General features: G+C 62.6%; 20 protein-coding genes. 10 read left to right on the forward strand and 10 right to left on the reverse strand.

Annotation, left to right across the window (positions count from 1 at the left end; translation table 11 throughout):
- Positions 1–188: 188 nt before the first annotated feature.
- Positions 189–2,471, reverse strand: coding sequence for an NADP-dependent malic enzyme (locus tag PQR32_RS28135; RefSeq protein WP_408234654.1), 2,283 nt, complete (start codon positions 2,469–2,471; stop codon positions 189–191).
- Between the two features lie 313 nt (positions 2,472–2,784).
- Entirely contained in the window at positions 2,785–4,017 is a 1,233-nt protein-coding gene (locus tag PQR32_RS28140) for an MFS transporter (RefSeq protein ID WP_408234657.1), read from the reverse strand.
- Between the two features lie 375 nt (positions 4,018–4,392).
- Between PQR32_RS28140 and PQR32_RS28145 the strand changes: the two genes are divergently transcribed.
- Entirely contained in the window at positions 4,393–5,079 is a 687-nt protein-coding gene (locus PQR32_RS28145; protein ID WP_128585320.1) for an orotate phosphoribosyltransferase, read from the forward strand.
- A 92-nt stretch (positions 5,080–5,171) separates the two neighbouring features.
- Here the strand turns inward: PQR32_RS28145 and PQR32_RS28150 are convergent, their stop codons facing one another.
- Positions 5,172–5,861 carry a response regulator gene (locus PQR32_RS28150; RefSeq protein ID WP_408234660.1) on the reverse strand — a complete coding sequence of 230 codons (690 nt, stop codon included), beginning with the start codon at positions 5,859–5,861 and terminating at the stop codon, positions 5,172–5,174.
- A 265-nt stretch (positions 5,862–6,126) separates the two neighbouring features.
- Here PQR32_RS28150 and PQR32_RS28155 point away from each other — a divergent pair, with 265 nt between their 5' ends.
- The 6 genes from PQR32_RS28155 to PQR32_RS28180 all read left to right on the forward strand — a co-directional run bounded on the left by PQR32_RS28155 (position 6,127) and on the right by PQR32_RS28180 (position 12,941).
- Positions 6,127–6,729 (forward strand): YbhB/YbcL family Raf kinase inhibitor-like protein, encoded by a 603-nt coding sequence (locus PQR32_RS28155; protein ID WP_408234663.1) that lies wholly within the window; start codon positions 6,127–6,129, stop codon positions 6,727–6,729.
- A 228-nt stretch (positions 6,730–6,957) separates the two neighbouring features.
- Positions 6,958–7,530, forward strand: coding sequence for a flavodoxin family protein (locus PQR32_RS28160; RefSeq protein WP_408234666.1), 573 nt, complete (start codon positions 6,958–6,960; stop codon positions 7,528–7,530).
- A gap of 184 nt (positions 7,531–7,714) precedes the next feature.
- Positions 7,715–8,662, forward strand: a complete 948-nt coding sequence (argC, locus tag PQR32_RS28165) for an N-acetyl-gamma-glutamyl-phosphate reductase (protein ID WP_408234669.1) — start codon at positions 7,715–7,717, stop codon at positions 8,660–8,662.
- Between the two features lie 492 nt (positions 8,663–9,154).
- Positions 9,155–10,588, forward strand: coding sequence for a DUF2957 domain-containing protein (locus tag PQR32_RS28170; protein WP_408234672.1), 1,434 nt, complete (start codon positions 9,155–9,157; stop codon positions 10,586–10,588).
- A 112-nt stretch (positions 10,589–10,700) separates the two neighbouring features.
- Positions 10,701–11,945 carry a DUF2957 domain-containing protein gene (locus PQR32_RS28175; RefSeq protein ID WP_408234675.1) on the forward strand — a complete coding sequence of 415 codons (1,245 nt, stop codon included), beginning with the start codon at positions 10,701–10,703 and terminating at the stop codon, positions 11,943–11,945.
- A 171-nt stretch (positions 11,946–12,116) separates the two neighbouring features.
- Positions 12,117–12,941 (forward strand): OmpW/AlkL family protein, encoded by an 825-nt coding sequence (locus tag PQR32_RS28180; RefSeq protein ID WP_408234677.1) that lies wholly within the window; start codon positions 12,117–12,119, stop codon positions 12,939–12,941.
- A gap of 273 nt (positions 12,942–13,214) precedes the next feature.
- On the opposite strand, the gene PQR32_RS28185 is transcribed toward PQR32_RS28180, so the two are convergent.
- A complete protein-coding gene (locus PQR32_RS28185) occupies positions 13,215–13,850 on the reverse strand; it encodes a LysE family translocator (RefSeq protein WP_408234680.1) in 636 nt (211 codons plus the stop codon).
- 88 nt (positions 13,851–13,938) lie between these two features.
- Positions 13,939–14,808: an NAD(P)-dependent oxidoreductase gene (locus PQR32_RS28190; RefSeq protein ID WP_408234683.1), complete on the reverse strand. Its 870-nt coding sequence runs from the start codon at positions 14,806–14,808 to the stop codon at positions 13,939–13,941.
- A 94-nt stretch (positions 14,809–14,902) separates the two neighbouring features.
- On the opposite strand from PQR32_RS28190, the gene PQR32_RS28195 reads away from it, so the two are divergent.
- Complete coding sequence (locus tag PQR32_RS28195; RefSeq protein ID WP_408234686.1) at positions 14,903–15,658, forward strand: Mut7-C RNAse domain-containing protein; 756 nt, start codon at positions 14,903–14,905, stop codon at positions 15,656–15,658.
- Positions 15,659–15,793: 135 nt separating this feature from the next.
- A complete protein-coding gene (locus tag PQR32_RS28200) occupies positions 15,794–16,072 on the forward strand; it encodes a hypothetical protein (protein WP_012434605.1) in 279 nt (92 codons plus the stop codon).
- Positions 16,073–16,226: 154 nt separating this feature from the next.
- On the opposite strand, the gene PQR32_RS28205 is transcribed toward PQR32_RS28200, so the two are convergent.
- Together PQR32_RS28205 and PQR32_RS28210 are read right to left on the reverse strand one after the other, a co-directional pair.
- Positions 16,227–16,436, reverse strand: a complete 210-nt coding sequence (locus tag PQR32_RS28205; protein ID WP_132376664.1) for a hypothetical protein — start codon at positions 16,434–16,436, stop codon at positions 16,227–16,229.
- Positions 16,437–16,659: 223 nt separating this feature from the next.
- Positions 16,660–17,412 carry an IclR family transcriptional regulator domain-containing protein gene (locus PQR32_RS28210; protein ID WP_408234689.1) on the reverse strand — a complete coding sequence of 251 codons (753 nt, stop codon included), beginning with the start codon at positions 17,410–17,412 and terminating at the stop codon, positions 16,660–16,662.
- A gap of 232 nt (positions 17,413–17,644) precedes the next feature.
- Between PQR32_RS28210 and PQR32_RS28215 the strand changes: the two genes are divergently transcribed.
- Entirely contained in the window at positions 17,645–18,577 is a 933-nt protein-coding gene (locus PQR32_RS28215; RefSeq protein ID WP_408234692.1) for a DMT family transporter, read from the forward strand.
- 85 nt (positions 18,578–18,662) lie between these two features.
- Here PQR32_RS28215 and PQR32_RS28220 read toward each other — a convergent pair whose 3' ends face one another.
- The 3 genes from PQR32_RS28220 to PQR32_RS28230 form a co-directional block, all read right to left on the reverse strand.
- Positions 18,663–18,914, reverse strand: a complete 252-nt coding sequence (locus PQR32_RS28220) for a hypothetical protein (RefSeq protein WP_408234695.1) — start codon at positions 18,912–18,914, stop codon at positions 18,663–18,665.
- A complete protein-coding gene (locus PQR32_RS28225; protein ID WP_408234698.1) occupies positions 18,911–19,117 on the reverse strand; it encodes a hypothetical protein in 207 nt (68 codons plus the stop codon). The genes PQR32_RS28220 and PQR32_RS28225 overlap by 4 nt, the downstream gene beginning before the upstream one ends.
- Before the next feature lie 575 nt (positions 19,118–19,692).
- Positions 19,693–20,379 carry a DUF2242 domain-containing protein gene (locus tag PQR32_RS28230; protein ID WP_408234701.1) on the reverse strand — a complete coding sequence of 229 codons (687 nt, stop codon included), beginning with the start codon at positions 20,377–20,379 and terminating at the stop codon, positions 19,693–19,695.
- Positions 20,380–20,449 lie beyond the last annotated feature (70 nt).

Genomic DNA, 20,449 nt, shown 5'->3' on the forward strand with positions numbered 1-20,449 from the left:
ATCTACACCGCGCCTAGATCGTCGGCAGCGGCAGATGTCTATAAGAGACACCTATGAGACGTGACGCGTGACGCCGGTGCGACGACTGCGCCAATAAAAAAGCCACGGATTCAGCATCCGTGGCTTTTTTCGCAGACTCGTCGCGAACGCCTCGACGAAGCGCCACCCCGAGTCTCAAAGCATCCGCATTACTTCGCGTTCACTGCCTTGCGTGCGTTGGCCGACGCCACTGCCGTCATGTTGATGATCCGGCGCACGGTCGCAGCCGGCGTCAGGATATGCACAGGCTTTTCCGCGCCCAGCAGGAACGGACCGACCGTCACGCCTTCGCCGCCGATCATCTTCAGCAGGTTGTACGTGATGTTCGCCGCTTCCACATTCGGCATGATCAGCAGGTTGGCTTCGCCGGTCAGCGTCGTGCCCGGGAACGCAGCCTTGCGCACGGCTTCCGACAATGCCGCATCGCCATGCATTTCACCGTCGATCTCGAGCCACGGCGCGCGTTCTGCGATCAGCTTGCGAGCCGCGGCCATGCGTTGCGACGACGACGACGGCGCGCTGCCGAAGTTCGAATTCGACAGCAACGCCACCTTCGGCGTGATACCGAACTTCTCGATTTCACCCGCGGCCAGCATCGTCATATCGGCGAGCTGCTCGGCGGTCGGCGTTTCGTTCACGTACGTGTCGCAGATGAACAGATTGCGGCCCGGTAGCATCAGCAGATTCATCGCGGCGAAGTTCTGCACGTTGTCCGCCTTGCCCAGCACCTGCTCGATGAACTTCAGATGCGTGTGGTACTGGCCGATCATGCCGCAGATCATGCCGTCCGCTTCGCCGAGGCGCACGAGGATCGCGCCAATTAGCGTGTTGAACTTGCGCATTGCGGCCTTCGCCACGTCCGGCGTTACGCCTTCGCGCGCGCCAAGTTCGTGGTACGCCTGCCAGCATTGCTGATAGCGCGGATCGTCTTCCGGATCGACGATCTCAAAGTCTTCCCCGCACTTGAGCTTCGAGCCCATCTTCTTCAGACGCATCTCGATCACCGACGGACGGCCGACCAGAATCGGCTTGGCGATCTTTTCCAGCAGCACGAATTGCGCGGCACGCAGCACGCGCTCGTCTTCACCTTCGGCGAACACGATGCGCGCCGGCTCCGACTTCGCCGCGGCGAACACCGGACGCATCACCATGCCCGTGCGATACACCGTCGTGCCGAGTTCTTCGCGATACGCGTCCATGTCCTTGATCGGACGGGTCGCAACGCCCGAATCCATCGCCGCTTGCGCGACGGCCGGCGCGATCTTGATGATCAGGCGCGGATCGAACGGTTTCGGAATCAGATACTCGGGGCCGAATTCCAGCGAGTGGCCTTCGTAGGCCTTCGCGACTTCATCGCCCTGATCGGTTTCTTCGGCCAGCTCGGCGATTGCACGCACGCAAGCGAGCTTCATTTCTTCCGTGATCGTGGTGGCGCCGACATCCAGCGCGCCGCGGAAGATAAACGGGAAGCACAGCACGTTGTTGACCTGGTTCGGATAGTCCGAACGGCCGGTCGCGATGATGCAGTCCGGGCGAACCTTCCTGGCGTCTTCCGGGCGGATTTCCGGCTCCGGGTTCGCCAGCGCGAGAATCAGCGGCTGGGTGCCCATTTCGGCGACCATCTCCGGCTTCAGCACGCCCGCGCTCGAGCAGCCGAGGAACACGTCGGAGCCGCGGATCGCGTCAGCGAGCGTGCGTGCTTCGGTGTTCGCCGCGTAGCGTTCCTTCGACGGATCGAGGTTGCCGCGGCCTTCGTAGATCACGCCCTTGGAGTCGGTGACGAGAACGTTCTTCTTCGACAGGCCCAGATTCACCAGCAGGTCCAGACACGCGATTGCCGCAGCGCCCGCGCCCGAACACACCAGCTTCACTTCGTCGAGCTTCTTGCCGACCACTTTCAGGCCGTTCAGGATGGCCGCCGACGCGATGATCGCAGTGCCGTGCTGATCGTCGTGGAAGACCGGAATCTTCATACGTTCGCGCAGCTTCTTCTCGATGTAGAAGCACTCGGGCGCCTTGATGTCTTCGAGGTTGATGCCGCCGAGCGTCGGCTCGAGCATCGCAATCGCTTCGACCAGCTTGTCCGGATCGGACTCGGCAAGCTCGATGTCGAACACGTCGATGCCTGCGAATTTCTTGAAGAGACAGCCCTTGCCTTCCATGACCGGCTTCGCAGCGAGCGGGCCGATGTTGCCGAGACCGAGCACGGCCGTGCCGTTCGTGATGACGCCGACGAGGTTGCCACGCGAGGTGTACTTCTGCGCGTCGAGCGGCTCGTCATAGATCGCCATACAAGCCGCGGCAACGCCAGGCGAGTACGCCAGCGACAGATCGAGCTGGTTCGATAGCGGTTTGGTGGGCGTGACCGAAATCTTGCCAGGTTTCGGATTCTGGTGGTATGCGAGAGCGCTTTGCTTAAGTTGTTCGTCCATTTTTTGGCCTGCGAGACGTAAGAAATTGGGCCCGGCACACCGCACCGTCAGCGTCGCGTGCATCTATCGAATGGGTAATCGATTGAGGCGGTTTTCGCTTGCGCCGGTTGGGCGCCGCGTCGAACCTCGCCGGAGGACAGGACGATGCGGAGTGCTTCGCGGGTCGGTTAGTGTACACCCCGCATGAGTCGATGGACTGACTGGTTAACACGGCTCACCATCGGCGAAACAGCGCTTGTGCAATGCTGCAGCGCGGCATCCAGCGGCCCTCTTGGGGTTTGTCATCTGCAGGTCACGGACAGGCTGTTCGCGCTCACTCGAGCTCGGCGCCGCGTCGTTCGGGAATCAGGAAGAGTGTCGCGAGGATGTCGAGCAAATAGATCGACGCGAGCAAAGCGAGCGCCGCGCCGAACGAATAGCGCGCGGCCAGAGCGCCGACCACCACCGGCCCGAAACCGCCGACCGCGCGGCCGACATTGAACAGCACATTCTGCGCAGTGGCGCGCGCATCGGTCGGATAGAGCTCCGAGATCAGCGCACCGTAACCGCCGATCATGCCATTGACGAACACGCCCATCGCCGCGCCGCCGATCAGCAGCGCCATCGGCATGCTCAGGTGAGCGTAGACGAACACCATCACCACCGCGCCCGCCTGGTAGAACAGAAAGGTCGGCTTGCGGCCGAAGCGGTCGGCGGCGATGCCGAACAGCCAGATGCCGCACGCCATGCCCAGAACCGTCGCGGAGGTCCACAGTCCGGATTTGGTCAGCGAATAGCCGAAGGTTTTCGACAGATAGCTCGGCAGCCAGATCATCAGGCCGTAGTAACCGAAGTTCTGCACCGAACAGAGAATTGCCACGCCGATGCTGGCGCGCGTGGTGCGGCCATCGGCCACCAGCAATTTCAGCGGCAGCTTGCGCATGCCGCGCGCCACGCGCTCGGTGAAGAGCGCCGGTTCCTCGACGCGGCGCCGCACGAAGAACGACACCACCGCCGGCAACAGCCCGAGCGCGAACATGCCGCGCCAACCGATCACCGGCAAGAGCAGCGGCGTCAGTAAGGCTGCGGCCAACACGCCGAGCTGCCATCCCAAGCCGACATACGACGACACGCGCGCCCGTTGCGACGCCGGCCATGCCTCGGCAACCAGCGTCATGCCGATGCCGAACTCGCCGCCGAGCCCGATGCCGGCAATGGTCCGGTAGGTCAACAGATCGGCATAGCCTTGCGCCAGCGCGCACAAGCCGGTGAACACGGCGAAGATCAGGATCGTCCACGTCAGCATGCGCACGCGGCCGAAATAGTCGCTCAGCACACCGAAAATCAGACCGCCCGCCACCGCGCCGATCAGCGTCCAGGTGACCAGCGAGCCGGCCTGCGCGGAGCTCAGATGCAGATCGGCCGCGATCACCGGCAGCATGAAGCCGAGGATCAGCAGATCAAAGCCGTCCATCGCGTAGCCGAGCACCGAGGCGATCAGCGCCCGGCCGGCGTAGCCATTTCTCACGGATGCGAGGCGGTCGGTGGCGGAGGGAGCGGCGTTCATTGAAAGCATTCCGTAGGTCGAATGGGCGGCAGCGGCGGCAAACGCCCGAGAAATTCGCGTGAGTGTAAAGGCGCCCCTGACAGCCCACAAGCGAACCAAAAAGCGCTCGTGGATGCGGGCGCCCGATGCGCCCTTCGATGCCCGCCGAAGCCTGCCCGATGCGTCCGTTATGACCGTCATTCGCTGCGGCCACGCACGACAGCCTCCTCGGAAGAGCCTGTTTCGGGTAAAATGTCGGCCTACGCGCGCAGCAAAAACCGGCCTGCACTCCACTGACCGGCTGCGTATTCTGCCCAGCATGGCGCGGAATACCCCGCTTGCTGCGCCACCGGGCCCCGCGCCCGCTTCTCCCCGCTCACACCCAAGGATCCGCCCATGACAGGCTTCGATCGCCAGACGATCTCCGACACGACCGCCAAAATGCTGCTGGAAGTGCAAGCAGTGCACTTCAACGCGGAGAAACCGTACATTTTCACGTCCGGCTGGGCGAGCCCGGTTTATATCGACTGCCGCAAGCTGATCTCGTATCCGCGCGTGCGCCGCGGCCTGATGGAAATGGCCGAGTCCACGATTCTGCGCGACGTCGGCTATGAGCAGATCGACGCGGTCGCCGGTGGCGAAACCGCCGGCATCCCGTTCGCGGCATGGCTCTCCGATCGCCTGATGGTGCCGATGCAATACGTGCGCAAGAAGCCGAAGGGTTTCGGCCGTAACGCGCAGATCGAAGGCCTGCTGACCGAAGGTCAACGCGTGCTGCTGGTCGAAGACCTGACCACGGACAGCCGCAGCAAGATCAACTTCATCAATGCGCTGCGCACCGCCGGCGCCACGGTGAACCACTGCTTCGTGCTGTTCCACTACAACATCTTCAAGGAAAGCGTGTCGGTGCTGAAAGACATCGACGTCGATCTGCACGCGCTCGCCACGTGGTGGGACGTGTTGCGTGTCGCGAAGGAAAACAAGTACTTCGACACCAAGACGCTCGACGAAGTGGAAAAATTCCTGCACGCGCCGGCTGAATGGTCGGCGGCGCACGGCGGCGCAACTTCGACGCCGCAGTAAGGCTCTCCGCCTCGCGCGGATCGAATAAAAAGGGCGCCTGTCTTATCGACAGGCGCCCTTTTCTATTTTTGCCTTAAGTCTCGTATGCGACCTTAAGAGACTCCGCCTTTGTCTTCCGTTGAATGCGACGACAGGTTCAGCAAGCCATTACTCTGCGCGTATTGAAACAACTCGGAATCCCGTTCGATGCCGAGTTTGCGCATGGCGGTGTTCTTCTGCGTGCTAATGGTCTTGATGCTGCGGTTGAGATGCTCCGCGATTTCCTTGATCGTCATGCCCGACACGAACAGACGCACCACTTCCAGTTCGCGTTTCGACAGCATCACTTCGTCGTTTTTGCCACCGGCATTCATGCGCAGTGTATCGAGCGACGCCTTGACCGACGGGCTCATGTATTCGAGGTTGCGGCTGACGTGCTGCACCGCGAGCCCGATATGGCTGAGATCGTCCGACTTGTTGACGACTGACGTCACACCGAGTTCGCTCAGCCGCTTGAGCAACGCGGCGTTTTCGAGCATCGTCAGGACGACGATGGGAAGGTTAGGGAAATTGCGGCGCAGATAGCCAATCAGCGGCAAACCGTCGCCGTATTGACCGCCTGGCATTGCCAGATCCGTGACGAGCACGTCGCACGCAATGGTTTGCAGCACCTTGATCAATTCGGTTGACTGTCGCGCACGCGCGACGACCTGTAGACCGGGAAACTTGAGCAAAGCCTGTTCGGCGCCGAACAGAATAACCGGATGGTCGTCAGCGACCACGACCCTGACTGGATCTTGCATTGCCCTCCCCTCGACAGATAAACCACTCTGCAAAACTTCCGACATGTCTTATGTATTCTAGTTACTGAAACAGGTGAGGACGCGGCCTATCTCCGCGCGGACAATTCCTCTGACTATAGCCGATTCCGGTCTGCAAATTCCAGCGGGCCACGACAATGATGCGTCGTAGAGCTAATGTTAGACTTGAATCGACCTTGAGGCACAAAATAGGGACAATAACCATCGCGAGGACAACCGCCTCGCGCCCTCACAGGAGAACCGGCACATGCGCTCGCGTTGCCTGGTTGTTTCGATTGCTTCGCCGTTCCGCCGTCTGCCGTCGTTCCCCTGCGCCATGCTGGGCCTCGCCCTACTGGCCGCTCACGGACCACACGCCCTCGCCGAAGGCGCGTTTGCGCTGACCAGCGCCAGCTTTCGTGCGGGCGGCACCGTGGCGGACGCTCAGGTTTTCAATCAGGACGACTGCAAAGGCGGCAACCGCTCACCGCAACTTTCGTGGCACGACGCGCCGCCCGGCACGCGCAGCTTCGCGGTCACCATGTTCGATCAGGATGCGCCGGGCCGCGGCTGGTGGCACTGGTCGGTGGCGGGCATTCCGGCCACGGTCAGCAGCTTGCCGGAGAACGCCAGCTCTTCCGGCTTCCTTAGCAAACTCGGTGCGGTCGAAGCGCGCAACGACTTCGATACCGACGGCTATGGCGGCCCCTGTCCGCCGCCAGGCAAACCGCATCGCTACATCATCACCGTTTATGCGCTCAGCACCGCCGACCTGCGCCTCGCGCAAGGCCGTCCCGCGCTGATGTTCGATCACGAGATCGGCACCGCCACGCTCGGCTTTGCGCGGATGGTGGTCAACTACGGGCGGTAGTCTCGCGCACCGCAGCGCGTCGCGTGCAAACCGGACCGCATGGCCGCCGGCACGAGCCGGGGCTGGTGTATGGCTTGCGTCGCATTGCCGCCCGCGCGGAAATTCTGTCATCCGCGCACGCTAATGTGCAGCCTGGCGGTGTGCGCCATGCTTGCCGCTGTCGCGCCGCTGCAGGAGCGCACCATTGCCGTGCCCGGCCCATTGTCTTTTCACTTTGCTGGAGTTGTCATGTCGAAGATCGTCATCGTTTATCACAGCGGCTACGGCCACACGAAGAAAGCCGCCGAGTCCGTGCTGGCAGGCGCCCTCGAAGCCGGCGCGGACGCGAAACTGATGCCGGTCGGCGAGGTCGACGATGCAGCCTGGGCCGAACTGGCCGCCGCCGACGCCATCATCTTCGGCGCGCCGACCTACATGGGCGGCCCCTCCGCCGACTTCAAGAAATTCGCCGATGCGAGCTCGAAGCCGTGGCTCGAGCAGGCGTGGAAGGACAAGATCGCGGCCGGCTTCACCAACTCCGCGACCATGAACGGCGACAAGTTCTCAACGATCCAGTATTTCGTCACGCTGGCCATGCAGCACGGCATGATCTGGGCGGGCACCGGCATGATGCCGTCCAACACCAAGGCGGCGACCCGCAATGACCTGAACTATGTCGGCGGCTCTACCGGCCTGCTCACACAGTCACCGGCCGACGCCTCGCCGGAAGAAGCACCGCCTCCCGGCGATCTCGAGACGGCGCGCATGTTCGGCGCACGCGTAGCCGCAGTCACGGCGCGCTGGATCGCCACCGCCCGCTGACGCGTGGATTGCGGCGATCCGGCCGGCATCGGCGTGCATCTGCCGCATAACGGGTCACGCCGATGTCATGTTCGGCGGGCATCGTCGTTTTTTCACCCCTTTTGCACGTCCGGCGCCGTCAGGTCTTAAAATGACGTTCCGGCGCGGTGTCGCGCCCCGTTTCCAGCAAGCCAGTGAGATCGAGATGAGCACGAAAGTTTTTGTCGACGGACAGGAAGGCACGACCGGCCTGAAGATTTTTGAATACCTGTCGCAGCGCGCCGACGTTGAGATCCTGCGTATCGAAGAAGCGAAGCGCAAAGACCTCGAAGAGCGCCGTCGTCTCATCAACGCGTCGGACGTCACGTTCCTGTGTCTGCCCGATGTCGCCTCGCGCGAATCCGCTGCGCTGGTCGAAAACGATCACACCGTGCTGATCGATGCCAGCACCGCGTTCCGCACGTCCGCCGACTGGGCTTACGGCCTGCCCGAACTGGCCCGCTCGCAACGCGAACGTCTGCGCACGGCGAAACGCATTGCCGTACCGGGCTGCCATGCGTCGGCCTTCGTGCTCGCCATGCGTCCGCTGGTCGAAGCAGGCGTGGTGGCGCCCGAGTTCGCGGCGCACGCTTACTCGATCACTGGCTACAGCGGCGGCGGCAAGAAAATGATTGCCGACTACGAAGCCGGCGGCAACGACAAGCTCAAGAGCCCGCGCCCGTACGCGCTCGGTCTCACGCACAAGCATCTACCGGAAATGGCCGCGCATACGGGCCTGAAGTCGGCGCCGATCTTTACGCCGATCGTCGGCGACTTCTACAAGGGTCTCGCGGTCACCACCTTCTTTTCGCCGAACCAGTTGGCGAAGAAGGCCACGCCGCAAGATGTGCAGGCGCTGTTCGCCGAGTACTACGCGGGCGAGGCGTTCGTGCATATCGCACCGTTCGACGCGGAAGCGAACCTCGACAGCGGCTTCTTCGACGTGCAGGCGAACAACGACACGAACCGTGTCGACCTGTTCGTGTTCGGCAACGAAGAGCGCTTCGTGACTGTCGCGCGTCTGGACAACCTGGGCAAGGGCGCGTCGGGCGCGGCGATCCAGTGCATGAACCTCGCGATCGGCGCCGCTGAGGAAAGCGGCTTGAAACGCTAATCTAGTTCGACATTACGGACGGTAATTCACCGTCAATATATTGAAAGGCCGGTCTGCGAAGACCGGCCTTTCTGTTTTAAAAGTCCGCCACTCAAAATTCCCTTTCCGCGTTTAATCAGTGATAGCCCGCATTACCTAAAAATTAAAAATCGGACTGCTAAAAAACCGCCGGTAATTCATTCCTGATATCACACGCATAGCGCATAGTTTTCCGCATAGGGAAACTCCGGATTTTTTCGCGAACGGTCGTTCGTAGATGATAGAGCCATTTTGCTCAAAGGCTTGCCTGGCAAGGGTGTGCGGCGAAGCAACGATGCCGCACGCCCAGCAAAAAATCCTTTTTTGTTTAAAAGGGCCGCAAGTGGCCACGCGGCGCGCGTTCGGCATAAATTGCGCTGTTTGAATCGGTCTTTTTAGACGGCTCATTCAATTGACAGCCATTATCCGGACAGCGAAATTAGCTCGCACAATTACATGAAGGGAGACAGCTGCATGTCGCACGCCATTACTCGAGGCCTCGCGATGGCCATTGCCACGGCCCCATTCCTGATTGCTTGCGGCGGTGGCAAGGCCGACAATCCAGGCGCGATTAACACACCGCAATGTTCAGGCGCGAGTTGCGGCGTGCAAGGTCCGCCCGCCTCGGGCGCCGGCGCGGCGGCGTTGTGCCCGGCGACGGCCGACATCGTCAAGAGCACCTTCCTCGGTGGCGCGGGTAGCGGCGAAGTGGTGCAACTGAATATCGACGCGACGGCGATGACCTACACGCTGAAGTGGCTCAGGTCGCCGATCCCGCTGACCAGCGCCGACGTCACGATCACGCGCGAAGGCACGCAAATCACCGGTGCGGTGATTCATCCCCCGACCGGCACGCTGCCGACCGCCGAGCAGACCCGTTGCGCGTTCATTCTCGGCAAAGGTACCGGCATCGCGCCTGCCAACGGCACGACCTACACGACACCGGACTTCGTCAACAACCCGAACCCGCCGATGATCCTGGTCGGCCAGGGCGTGGCCGGCGGCGGCATTCCGGGCGCGACCGTCGAGTACGACGGACTGACCATCATTCCTGGCGTCATCGATCACGTCGGCGCGGTGCCGAACCGGCACTTCGATTTCTATCCGTTCCTCGGCTTCGCCACCACGACGAGCGACGTCACCAAGCTGGCCGGCACCTACAACGGTCTGCTGTACCACCTGGTGCCATCCGGCTCGTACGCGGCGACCGCGACCAACACGGTCGAAACCTTCGACGCGGCCGGCAACTGCACGGGCTCCAATCCGGCGAACGCGGCCTTTACGCCGAGTTCGAGCGGCTGTCTGACGACGGGCACGGCGTGGACCGCCAACAGCAGCGGTTACTTCGACAGCCAGAATGCGCCGCAGATCGGCACGCAGCTCAAGCTGCCGCCGCTGAATCAGCCGAGCGGCGTGTCGGCGCAGGCGCACATGATCCTCGGCCAGATCAACGGCGCGACAGTACCGCTGGTGATCCGCACGGGCTCCGTGAATCTGGGCACGCCAGTGTTGCTCCACTCCGACGCCAAGGTCGACGACGAGTCCGGCATCGCGATGCTCGCCGCGGCCACACCGCTTGCCTCCGGCGGCTTCGACGGCGGCTACGTGGGCGCCGACTCCAACTTCAAGTACACCGCGGCGTTGATCCAGGGCGGCGTCGGCACCTTCATCAACCCGTCGACTTCCGCAGGAGAAGACGGCTTCGGCCTGGGCTACGCATTGCCGAGTCCGGGACTGGTCGGTGTCCAGCAGGCCAACGGCCAGACCGGCCTCGCGATCGCGTCCGGCGGGCTGTATGCGATCGAGATTCAAGGGACCGTCAACGGCGGCGTGGCGCCGACGTCGCAACTCAGCAGCACGGCTTCGAGCGCGCCGTACTTCGGCATCGGAGCGCAAATCAGCAAGTGAGCAACGCAAGTAAGCCTCAGCGGACCGGCAGTGGGCAGTACGAGAGACAAATAGCAAAAAGGTGGCGGGACTGGGAGCCGGCCACCCACAACGAGAAAATTCTGGAGGCGGTATGAAATGGAGAATCCTTTCGGTGCTCGCTCTTGCTGCACCGTTGCTGGGGGCGTGTGGTGGCGGAGGAGGAGGCGACGGGCCCGTGACGGAGGTCCGCCTGTGCCCGGCGTCGCTGGACTACGGCACGGTATTCACAGGCGGCGGCGGTGACGGCGAACTGGTCAAGCTGCAACTCGATACGACCAAGATGACCTGGCAGATCAATTACATCGAGTCGCCGATCCCGGCGACCACCGGCACCGTCGTCCCGACGCGCGCGGGCCAGACCGCCAGCGGCTCGCTGACTCAGGAAACCTTGCTGCCGACCAACAAGCTCAACCAGTGCGCATTCCGCCTGAACGGCGCGAGTCTCGATCCGAATCGTCCGGCGCGGATTTTCGTCGGCGAAGGCGTGGCGGGCGGCACGATCCCCGGCGCGGAAATTTCGTTCGGCGGAATTCTCGGCGTGGGCGCCGTGCCGGATACCAAGTTCCCGTACTACCCGTTCATCGGTTTCTCGTCGATTGAAACGAATCTCGCGAACGTGGCCGGCACGTACAACCAGCTCGGCTATCACCAGGTGCCGTCGCAAAACTTCGCGCCGGTCGCGGTCGATTCGAAGATCACCATCAACGCGGACGGCACGTGGACCGCGTGCGACAACTCCGGCGTGAACGCGGGCAAATGTCAGCAGCCGGGCGGCAACTTCGCGCCGTCGGCGGATGGCAGCGGCGCGTTCCAGACCAACAACTTCCTGGGCCAGGCGAAACCGACACTCGCGACGACGCCGGAAGCGCGCGGCTACATGATCGTCGGCAAGCTGCGTAACCAACTGGTGCCGATCCTGGTGAGAACGGGCGCGGCGAACTCGTCGGTGACTGTGCCGCAAAACGGCGCGCTCGGACCGTACGCCGACGATGAATCGGGGATCTCGATTCTGTCGCCGCAAAGCGCGATCACGGTGAACTCGCAAAACGGTGAGTACATCGGCGTGGATAGTCAGTTCGACTACCGCACCACGGCGCTCGAAGGCACCCAGGCGACGCTGCTCGATCCGTTCAACGCCTCCCAGGCATCACTGGCGACGGCGTTGAATCTGGACTTCACGCAAGCCGTGCCTGGCGTGGTGACGACGACGCAAGTAGGCGCCGCGACCGGCACTACGCCGACCGGAAAGATGATCTTCACGGGCGGTGTGTTCGGCTACCTCGATCTGACCAACGCGGCCTCGCCGTACTTCACCATCGGCGCTTTCGTCCAGTAACGGACGCAGCACGCGCCGCCAATCCGCAACGTGGCGTTCGCGTCCCGGCTGCAGCGCAGCGCAACCGCGCGGCGGCCGGCGCCCAACGAATACGCAGCGCGCCGGCGTGGTCGCCCACCTGCCGCCGCTTGCCGCGCGCGATGAGTTTCAGCGCGCCTCAGGAGGAACAAGATGAAAAAAATCTATTTCGCGTTACTGGCCGCCAGCCTGTCTGCTGGCGCGCACGCCCAGCAAGCGGGCGACAATGTCGCCGTGCTCGGCTGGTTCCACGTGATGCCGCAGGATTCCAGCACGCCGCTCACCACCCACGTCGCGCCGACGCCGATCAACACGCCGCTGCGCCTGCCGAGTTCGTTCACCTCGGCCGGCACGAGCTTGTCGACCAATAGCGCCGACACCGTGGGCCTCGTGTTCAGCCATTACCTCACCGATCACATCGCCGTGACGACGGTGGCGGGCGTGCCGCCAGTCTTCAAGATCTATGGCCACGGCACCATCAAACCACCGGGACCGGCCGGCGCGCTTGGTCAGCAGGATCTAGGCGATCCGCAGGCCAACCCGATCGTCAAAAGCGTGCGCCAGTGGAGCCCGGCGCTGCTGTTCCAGTACTACTTCAATGCACCGACGGCGAAATTCCGGCCGTTTGTCGGCATCGGCGTGTCGTACAACTGGTTCTCCGACGTTCAGTTGAGCCAGAACTTCGTGACATCGACGCAAAACAACCTCGGCGCCGTGCTGGCCGCCGGCGCGGGCAAGCCGGGACAGACGCAGGTGTCGGCGAAAGCATCGTCGTCGTGGGCGCCGGTGTTCAACGCGGGCCTCGCGTACAACATCACCGATCACTGGGGCCTCGTGGCTTCGGTCACCTACATTCCGCTGAAGACGACCTCGTCGGTGATCATCAAGGCGGCGGACGGCACGGAACTGGGAGTGTCGAAGGCGGACCTGAAGGCCGATCCGATCATTTCGTTCCTGGCCGTCTCGTACAAGTTCTGAGTTCGGTCCAGACGCAACAAAGCCGGTGGCCCTGCGCAAGGGTCAGCCGGCTTTGTCTTTTCTGGGGCGCTGGAAATTCAGGGCAAAAAAAAGCCCGCCTAAGTGGGCGGGCTGAATCCATATCAGAGGAGACATGGAGGAGACAAGACAAACTATAGCAAACGGCTTGGTGCGGCGCAACATGCAAATTAGGGTAGACCCTCAGCGTTGTAAATACGCAACAATCGACTCAATGTCTTGCCGCCTCCATTGACGCAGCGCTACGACGTGCGCTCAGTGGCGCACCAGCGCCATCATGGCGCCGAAGCCGACGAACACGCCACCCGTCAGACGATTGAACATCCGGGCGACGCTGCGGCTCTTCAACTTCGCGCCGATGCGTGTGCCGAAACCCGCGTACACGAGATACCAACTCACCTCGATCACGGCGAAAGTGGCAACGAGCACGCCGAACTGCGGCAACTTGGGCTGCGCCGCGTCGATGAATTGCGGCAACAGCGCCGCGGCGAACAGAATCGCCTTCGGATTGCTGCCCGCGACCAGAAAGCCGTTGCGGAACAGCGCGAAGCGCGAGCGCGCGGGCTTCGCGGCCAGTTCGTCGGCGTCGCCGGCAGCGGCTTCGTCAGCCGGCGTGCGCCACGCCTTGATGCCGAGATACACGAGGTAAGCCGCACCGATCATCCGCAGCGCGTTGAACATGGCCGGCCACGCCTCGAGAAACACGCCGAGGCCCGCCGCCGACACCGCCAGCATCAGCACAAGCGCCGACAGGCAACCCGCCATAGTCGCGCTGGAGCGGCGCAGGCCGTGCTGGGCGCCGTGCGTCATCACGAGCAGCATGTTGGGACCGGGAATCGCGGAAACGACGAAGACAGTGGCGACGAACAGCCACCAGGTATGCAGACTCATGGGAATCAGGGCGGATAAGGGATCGGGCGGCTATTATGCCCGCCCGCGCCGGTCAGTGCCGTCCTTCAGTGCCGCCGGTCAGTTGCTCCTAGCGCCCGGCTCGCCGCGCGGCGACCTGGCCCAGCACCGCGAAATCCTTGTCGCCGTCGCCGTGAGCCACGGCTTCGAGCAGGCTGTCGCGCACCACGCTGGCGATCGGCAGCGGTGTCGTCACGGCGTCGGCCGCGGCCAGCGCGAGACGAATGTCTTTCAGACCGAGACGCGCCTTGAACAGCGCCGGCTCGTAGCGCTGCTCCGCGATCAACTTGCCGTAGCCGGAATAGACCGGTCCCGGAAACAGCCCGCTCGTGATGACGTCGAGGAAATCCTGCATGGCGAGACCGTGCCCGGTCACCAGCGTGGCCGCTTCGCCGAGCGTCTCGACCGCCGCGCCGAGCATGAAGTTAGCGGCGAGCTTCATGACGTTCGCCTGCTGCGGCAGTGAACCGATGCGCCAGGTCTTCTGGCCGATCGCGTCGAAAATCGGCTGGACGCGGTCGATCGATTCAGCCGGGCCGCCCGCGACGATGGTCAGCTTGCCCGCCGCCGCGACATCGGGCCGGCCCATCACCGGCGCGGCGACGTAGTTGACGCCGCGCGACGCGTGTGCCGTCGCCAGTTCCTCGGCCAGCGCCACCGAGATCGTCGCCATGTTCACGTGGATCAGCCCGCGCGGAGCGTGTTCCAGGAGTGAAGCGGTGATGACCTCACGCAACGCGCTATCGTCGGCGAGCATCGAGAACACGGCGTCGCCCGCAAACGCTTCGGCCGGCGTCGCGACGATCCGCGCGCCCGCGTCGGCGAGCGGCTGCGCGCGCTCCGGTGAGCGGTTCCACACGCGCACCTGATGCCCGGCTTTCAAAATGTTTGCAACCATCGCGGCGCCCATCTCGCCGAGACCGATAAAACCGATGTCCATCTGTCGCTCCGTCTTCTAAAGAACTCGAAGTAAAGCACACCCATGCGACACGTGCAGGACAGCACGCAAAGAAACACGGTGCGATACTGCGGTGATGGTGACCGCGACATTCCGCTTCTACGAGGAGCTGAACGATTTTCTCGCCCGGCCGCTGCGCCGGCGCGCGTTCAGTTACGCCTGCGCACCGGGCGCCTCCGCGAAGCACATGATCGAAGCGCTCGGCGTGCCGCACACCGAGGTCGAACTGATTCTGGTCAACGGCGAGTCGGTGGGTTTCAATCATCCTCTCGCAGACGGCGATCGCATAGCCGTCTATCCAAAGTTTGAAGCGCTCGATATCCAGCCGCTTCTGCGTGTGCGCGAGCGGCCGCTGCGCGTGGTGCGTTTCATCGCCGATGCACATCTGGGCGGCCTTGCGCCGCTCCTGCGGCTCGCCGGCTTCGATACGCTCTACGACAACCACTATCCCGACGCCGACATCGAAGCGCTCGCCGCCGCGCAGCAGCGCATCGTCCTGACACGCGACCGCGAGTTGTTGAAACGCCGCAGCATCACGCATGGCTGCTACGTCCGCACGCTCAGGCCGCGCGAACAATTGCGCGAAGTGTTTGAACGGCTCGATCTGGCCGGTAGCGCGCAACCGTTCCGCCTGTGTCTGATGTGCAATGTGCCGCTGCGGCGCATTCCCAAAGAGGAAGTCGGCACGCGCGCGCCCGACGGCGTGCTGGAACGGCATGCCCAGTTCGTTACCTGCGACGTATGCCGCCGCGTGTTCTGGGAAGGCACGCATTGGCAAAGAATGCGCGCGCTGATGGACAGCGTGGCTACCGCGCCGAGTCGATCCGAGTGAGCTTCAATCGAGATTCATCCCGGTTCGCATTGCACCTGGCAAACCACGCGCACGGAAGCAGAACGCCATGCGTTCGCGCGACGCTCGGCGCGGTGCGTACAATGCGGGATTACTTATCTGGCAGAGGCCTTCCGTATGGCGATGAAAAAAACCGACCTTGAAAAGAACAAGGCACTCAAGCTGAACAACGCAATGAAGCTGTCGACCGCCGACCGTTTCGGCAAAGCCGCCGCGGCCGAGCCGAAGCTCGATCGCCGCGAACAACGCAAGCTCGATCAGGCGCAGGGCCTCGTCGCGTTTGCATGCAAGCTGAACGGCGATCTGGTGACCGAACTGAAAGAGCGCGCCGCGACCCATCCCGAAGGGATGACCGGATTGCTGAACGAAGTCATCAAGCGCGGCCTGGCCGGCTAATCGCCGTAAAAAAACCGCCCCGAATGCAAAAAGGCCAGAGCTTGTGCTCTGGCCTTTTTGCTTGCGACGCCTTCATCCGGAACGCGCTGCACCAGCCGGCTAGCGGCGCCGTGCGGTCGACCGGTAAAGCTGGCCCGAAGGATCGGGCGGCAGCTTAGTTTTGCGTGCCCTTGTCGTTCGTGCCAGCTGCCGAAGCGGCTGCCGAAACCGGAGCGCGCTTGCCGTGCGTCGTCAGCTTCTTGACGTGATGCTTCTTCGGCGCGCTTGCTGCAGCAGCCGGCGCTGCGTCCGACGCTTGTGCGAAAGCTTGAACAGAAACCAGCGCGATCGAAGCGGCTGCGAGCGAGACGATAACTTTTTTCATGTGTTGTTCCCCAAACCTGGACGACTGAGTCAATGTGAATGAATAGCTGCACGGTGAAGCAGACAGGGCTTGAGGCGCCTTCCCGCTCCCCGCGGGAGAGTATTACCCAGTGTAGGCGGTTTGTCATGCCCAAAACTCGATATGTATTTTCCGGGAGACAGCTTGCTTTCGACCCGCTTTCACTTGTTAAGCAGCCCATACCAGGGGATTTACCTAGACCTTCTCAAACCAGATTGCGCAGCAGGCTGGCGTTCTCCAAAAGGGTCGGCAACACCCGGTGCAGCGCGGCATTGGCCGACTCCTGTCCGATCGGCATGCTGACGCTGATCGCCGCCACGACCGAACCATGCCGGTCACGCAGCGGCACCGCGACACCGCGCACACCCAACTCCAGTTGCTGGTCGGTGACCACGTAGCCATGGCGGCGAATTTCGCCGAGCACATCGCGCAACTGTTGGATCGTCGAATAGGTGTGGGGCGTGAACACCTTGATCGGATACGACGCCAGCCACTGCTCGATGCTCTCCGGCGCCTGGAACGCCAGCAGGACCAGTCCCGCCGACGACAACGGCGCGGGCGCGCGCGAGCCGAGCACGAAACCGACCGCCATCGCCCGGTTCACGCCGTTGCGCGCCACGTACACCACATCGTGTTCGTCGAGGATCGCGACCAGCGCGGTTTCCTGCACCGTCGCGGTGATGCGCTGGAGGAACGGCTGCACGGTGCGCGGCAAGCGCGCCGAGTCCAGATACGACTGGCCGAGCCGCAAGACACGCGGCGCGAGCCAGAACAACTTGCCGTCGGTATCCACGTAGCCAAGTTCACGCAGCGTCAGCAGATAACGGCGCGCCGCCGTGCGTGATAGACCCGCGCGGCCGGCCACCATGGTAGGCGTCATGCGCGCGTGCTCTTCGTCGAATGCTTCGATGATCGCCAGCGCTTTCGCGGCGCCGGCGATCCAGTCTTTCTCGTCCATTGCGTTTGCCTGAAAATCGGCTGGTGGTTGGGTCGGTCGTGTGCCGCGTATCGTGGGTGACTCGCGCGATTATCGCGCGAGTCAGCGGAGAAACGAGCGGTCAAGGACCGGCTGAAGGAATATATGCGCGATCGTGTTCAAGTGTTTGCTGCGTCTCTGGCTTCTTGCGCACGCGGATAAAATCGACGCCTGCCTGTCGCAACTCACAACAACCGAATTAGAAAGACCACCCTTGAAAGCCGAAACCCGCCAACACCTGCGCGCCAATCTCCTGATGCTGATCGCCGCGATGATCTGGGGCTCTGCGTTCGTCGCGCAACGCCTGAGTCTCGACGCCATCGGACCGTTTCTGTTCACCGGCCTGCGCTTCCTGCTAGGCGCGCTCGTCGTGCTGACGCTGATCATCTGCGTGCGGCGCTCCGCGCTAGCTGAACTGTCGAAGCGCGAACCCGGCGGTGCACGCGAGCTGCTCGGCGCCGGCGCGCTGCTCGGTGTAGTGCTGGCCGCCTCGATTTCGTTGCAACAGATCGGCCTGCAATACACGAAGGTCGCCAACGCGGGCTTCATCAGTTCGCTGTACGTAGTGATCGTGCCGCTGCTGGGCGTGCTATTCAAACATCGCATGGGGATCGGCACGTGGCTCGGTGCGGCGCTCGCGGCCGTGGGCATGTATTTCCTGAGCGTCAACGAGCACTTTTCGATGCTGTACGGCGACTGGTATCAGCTCGCCGGCGCGCTCGTGATCTCCATTCAGATGATGCTGGTCGGACGCTTCGCGCTGCGTCACGACACGCTGATGCTCGCGCTCGTTCAGTTCGTGACGTGCGGGCTCGCGTGCCTTGTCGTCGGTCTCGCCGTCGAACCGTTCAGTCTTGCGGTGATCGCGCGCGCCGCGCCGACCATCCTGTACGGCGGGGCGCTGTCAGTCGGCATCGCCTACACGATTCAGGTGGTCGCGCAAAAACACGCGGCGCCGTCGCACGCGGCGGTGATTTTCAGCATGGAAGGCGCGTTCGCCGCGCTTGCGGCCTGGCTCGTGCTTGGCGAGACACTGTCGGCGCGGGCGCTGTTTGGATGCGCGTTGATGCTCGTTGGTTTGATCGTGTGTCAGGTGATGCCGGCATGGCAACGCGGGCGTGAACGCGTGCCTCACGCGTCGTCTTGAGGATCCAGCCAGTCGCCCCATTCGACGCCGAAGCGTGCGAGGCATTTGCGCACGCGCTCGGCGCAATCGGGTTGCCTGCTGCCCTTCAGGCAGCCCGCGGATGCGCATAGAGCGCAGGCGTATCGGCGGTCGGCGGAAACACGCACCAGCAGCCGTCGTCGTGACGAAAGAAGAACAACCCGCGCGAGCCCGCCCCCAGCGATGTCTCAACGCGTACATAACGCCGCCCTCCCAGGCGAGTACGGCTGAATTCGGTGACATGAATCGGCGCCGAAGGCTCCGGCGCGAGCCATTTCTCAACCAGAAACCGCAGCGACTGTTCGCTTGCCATTCTCATGATCCGCTCCGGGCCGGCTTGTCCTGCTGCGCGTCGCGCGTGGCATCGGTGTTGTCGTCGCTGTCGGCGAGGTCCGCTTCGTGTTCAGCGGATGCATGCGCGATGGCCCGGTTGGTGGCTGCCGCCCGCAGCGTGCTGCAATGGGTGGCATGTCGAATATCCGAGAGAAGACGGACAAGCTGTCGTGCTGTTCTGCGTTTCATTACACACCCCCGCACTGCACCAATAACCTCAGAAAACACTTTAACTCTATGCCTGGATCGGGCGTTGCCGAAATGGTTTTGACTAAATAGCAACAGTTGCGCTTGCAAAAAGAGAGACGCAATCTTTGTACCGTCCGTCTTCAATGTGCGCGTCTGGCAGGCGGCGGTCTGTACGGTGGCGAGCGCTTGGGCGACTTGAAAAACTTGCCCGGCAACGGTTGGAGAAATGACTTCGAACGCGAGTTATCCACAATTCCCTATGAATAACTTCGGGATAGCGCATGGAATAGCCTGTGTGCGGAATCTTGATAAGACGGCGGGTCAGGCAAGCCCCGTCAAAGTTATCCCGGTTTGGTAGTTTTTCTACAGACGTGTTCCGCAGGCTTATGGAGTTTGCATGACGTTGATGTGACGGAACTTTCGGGAGTTATCCACAGAAGGGGTTAACCCTTGTTAACTATTACTACATATGTATACGTATGAAGTAAAAGACATAGGATAAGTGATGCTTCGCGATGAGATTGAAGGCTGATCAGGTCTTGACCAGCCTCGATCCCGCAAACTCCCGCGATGAATCAGGGCGCGACGCCGACTCCGCTCGCCGGCTGCACGGACGCCGCCTTGCCGATCGCATCGGGCATCTCGGGAACGGGCACTGGAGCGGTCGCTTCGACTGGCACCGGCAGCAGGCGCGTTTCGACGCGGTTATTGGCGACCGGCTGCGTGCGCACCACTGTTTGCAGATAGTGATCGACGAGGCCGAAGAAACGGTCGTAGAACTTGCCCGATGGAATGGTCTCGCTTGAAATTTTGACCATCGCATCGCTGTTCGAGCGGATCGGTAGCGACAGCGAACCCAGCACGCTCAGTCCGACGCTTGCCGACGTGTCGCTTTTCTTCAGCGCAAAGCCGTTCTGCACAGCATTGACATAGACGATGCTGGTATCGCTCGCTTCTTCTCCCGGCGTACAGACCACGTGAAATTCGACGACCACGTGGGTATCGCCCGTCGGCTGGAAGTTCTTGGTGCCGTCGACGGTGTCGTTGCGAGTCATGGTCGTCAGATAGCCTTGGCTCAAGAGAGCTCGGCGCGCGGCCTCGCAGCTATCCGTGGTGCTCGAATTGAAATTGCGCGCATACGGGCTCGCGCCGGTTTCGAACAAATCCTGCTGGAACTTCGGCTGCGGCGTGCTGCTACAGGCGGCAAGGGTCAGCAGGCCGGCAAACGCGGCGGCTGTGGATCTGGAAAACGAGGTCAACATGGTCGATCGGAAGAGGCGCTGCGTCAGCGCGAATGGGAATGCATTGTAGAGCGGTTGCCAACTGTGCGTA

It is taken from the genome of Paraburkholderia dipogonis (assembly GCF_046027395.1).
Classification (GTDB): Bacteria; Pseudomonadota; Gammaproteobacteria; order Burkholderiales; family Burkholderiaceae; genus Paraburkholderia; species Paraburkholderia dipogonis_A.

Excerpts from the sequence above, each read along its gene's own strand:
- argC (WP_408234669.1), top strand. The coding sequence starts at position 7,715 with ATGAGCACGAAAGTTTTTGTCGACGGACAGGAAGGCACGACCGGCCTG.
- PQR32_RS28180 (WP_408234677.1), top strand. The coding sequence starts at position 12,117 with ATGAAAAAAATCTATTTCGCGTTACTGGCCGCCAGCCTGTCTGCTGGC.
- PQR32_RS28225 (WP_408234698.1), bottom strand. The coding sequence starts at position 19,117 with ATGAAACGCAGAACAGCACGACAGCTTGTCCGTCTTCTCTCGGATATT.
- PQR32_RS28195 (WP_408234686.1), top strand. The coding sequence starts at position 14,903 with ATGGTGACCGCGACATTCCGCTTCTACGAGGAGCTGAACGATTTTCTC.
- PQR32_RS28210 (WP_408234689.1), bottom strand. The coding sequence starts at position 17,412 with ATGGACGAGAAAGACTGGATCGCCGGCGCCGCGAAAGCGCTGGCGATC.
- PQR32_RS28190 (WP_408234683.1), bottom strand. The coding sequence starts at position 14,808 with ATGGACATCGGTTTTATCGGTCTCGGCGAGATGGGCGCCGCGATGGTT.
- PQR32_RS28175 (WP_408234675.1), top strand. The coding sequence starts at position 10,701 with ATGAAATGGAGAATCCTTTCGGTGCTCGCTCTTGCTGCACCGTTGCTG.
- PQR32_RS28220 (WP_408234695.1), bottom strand. The coding sequence starts at position 18,914 with ATGAGAATGGCAAGCGAACAGTCGCTGCGGTTTCTGGTTGAGAAATGG.
- PQR32_RS28150 (WP_408234660.1), bottom strand. The coding sequence starts at position 5,861 with ATGCAAGATCCAGTCAGGGTCGTGGTCGCTGACGACCATCCGGTTATT.
- PQR32_RS28160 (WP_408234666.1), top strand. The coding sequence starts at position 6,958 with ATGTCGAAGATCGTCATCGTTTATCACAGCGGCTACGGCCACACGAAG.
- PQR32_RS28170 (WP_408234672.1), top strand. The coding sequence starts at position 9,155 with ATGTCGCACGCCATTACTCGAGGCCTCGCGATGGCCATTGCCACGGCC.
- PQR32_RS28140 (WP_408234657.1), bottom strand. The coding sequence starts at position 4,017 with ATGAACGCCGCTCCCTCCGCCACCGACCGCCTCGCATCCGTGAGAAAT.
- PQR32_RS28155 (WP_408234663.1), top strand. The coding sequence starts at position 6,127 with ATGCGCTCGCGTTGCCTGGTTGTTTCGATTGCTTCGCCGTTCCGCCGT.
- PQR32_RS28230 (WP_408234701.1), bottom strand. The coding sequence starts at position 20,379 with ATGTTGACCTCGTTTTCCAGATCCACAGCCGCCGCGTTTGCCGGCCTG.
- PQR32_RS28205 (WP_132376664.1), bottom strand. The coding sequence starts at position 16,436 with ATGAAAAAAGTTATCGTCTCGCTCGCAGCCGCTTCGATCGCGCTGGTT.
- PQR32_RS28185 (WP_408234680.1), bottom strand. The coding sequence starts at position 13,850 with ATGAGTCTGCATACCTGGTGGCTGTTCGTCGCCACTGTCTTCGTCGTT.
- PQR32_RS28200 (WP_012434605.1), top strand. The coding sequence starts at position 15,794 with ATGGCGATGAAAAAAACCGACCTTGAAAAGAACAAGGCACTCAAGCTG.
- PQR32_RS28135 (WP_408234654.1), bottom strand. The coding sequence starts at position 2,471 with ATGGACGAACAACTTAAGCAAAGCGCTCTCGCATACCACCAGAATCCG.
- PQR32_RS28145 (WP_128585320.1), top strand. The coding sequence starts at position 4,393 with ATGACAGGCTTCGATCGCCAGACGATCTCCGACACGACCGCCAAAATG.